This window comes from Faecalibacillus sp. H12 (assembly GCF_013361255.1).
GTDB lineage: Bacteria > Bacillota_I > Bacilli_A > Erysipelotrichales > Coprobacillaceae > Faecalibacillus > Faecalibacillus intestinalis.
The window spans coordinates 1-880 of record NZ_JABWDK010000075.1; the positions used below are offsets into that span (position 1 = coordinate 1).

The 880-nt window shown below is 51.7% G+C and carries 2 rRNA genes; both read left to right on the top strand.

The features are described from left to right. Nucleotides 1-686, top strand: a 23S ribosomal RNA gene (locus tag HUU89_RS14460); the annotation flags it as partial. Nucleotides 687-760: 74 nt separating this feature from the next. Next, nucleotides 761-868 (top strand): 5S ribosomal RNA (rrf, locus tag HUU89_RS14465). The last annotated feature ends 12 nt before the right edge of the window (nucleotides 869-880 follow it).

An 880-nucleotide genomic window follows, 5' to 3' on the forward strand; every position in this document is an offset into this window, starting at 1 on the left:
CCGTTGACGGGACAGTGTCAGTCGGGCAGTTTGACTGGGGCGGTCGCCTCCCAAAGAGTAACGGAGGCGCCCAAAGATACCCTCAGCTTGGATGGAAACCAAGCGCAGAGTGCAAAGGCAAAAGGGTGTTTGACTGCGAGACCCACAAGTCGAGCAGGGACGAAAGTCGGGCTTAGTGATCCGGCGGTGCTGAATGGAAAGGCCGTCGCTCAACGGATAAAAGCTACCCTGGGGATAACAGGCTGATCTCCCCCAAGAGTTCACATCGACGGGGAGGTTTGGCACCTCGATGTCGGCTCATCGCATCCTGGAGCTGAAGTCGGTTCCAAGGGTTGGGCTGTTCGCCCATTAAAGCGGTACGCGAGCTGGGTTCAGAACGTCGTGAGACAGTTCGGTCCCTATCTGTCGTGGGCGCAGGAAATTTGAGAAGAGCTGTCCTCAGTACGAGAGGACCGGGATGGACGCATCAATGGTGGACCAGTTGTCACGCCAGTGGCATAGCTGGGTAGCTAAATGCGGAAGGGATAAACGCTGAAGGCATCTAAGTGTGAAACCCACTTCAAGATGAGATTTCCCATTGCGCAAGCAAGTAAGACCCCTTAAAGACGATAAGGTAGATAGGTCAGGAGTGTAAGCATGGTGACATGTTAAGCGGACTGATACTAATAGGTCGAGGGCTTGACCGAAAAGGCAAGCGAGCTTGAAAGAAGAAAAACTACTGTCTGGTTTTGAGTGTCCTGAAGACACTTGACAAGAAGAATCTGGTAATGATAGCATGATGGACACACCTGTACCCATTCCGAACACAGAAGTTAAGCATCATCGCGGCGAAGATAGTACATTGTGCGAAAATAGCTCGTTGCCAGTTCCTTCTTTTTTT